This is a genomic window from Bradyrhizobium sp. Kon58 (assembly GCF_055807455.1).
In genome coordinates, this window is the sequence record NZ_JBVVOT010000360.1 from 1 (window position 1) to 289 (window position 289).

At 65.4% G+C, this 289-nt stretch carries 1 protein-coding gene; it reads right to left on the reverse strand.

The window, feature by feature from the left end:
• Nucleotides 1-289 (reverse strand): TauD/TfdA family dioxygenase (locus AC0L20_RS40770; protein WP_473295787.1); only part of this gene is annotated, 289 nt, incomplete at both ends.

Below are 289 nucleotides of genomic sequence, written 5' to 3' on the forward strand. Positions count from 1 at the left end.
GCCGGGGCGGTCTGGCAATAGAACCAACACAGGTCCGGCCAGAAGGGGCTGTTGCCGTTTTCGCAATGCAGGCCTACCGCGTCCAGGCCGGCGTCGACTTTCTGCGCGGTGTTGCCGTCAAACGTGCGTGCCGGGTCCAGGCTGATTCGGCCGCTGCACTGGCGTACCAGGCGCGAAAATCCGTCAATGCTGTGTTCAAACCCGCGCAACACCAGATAGCCATGGCTGGCCAGCATGCTTTTGAGCAGGCCCGGCGCCAGCTCGAAGAGTGCCTGGGGCGCGCGGGGCG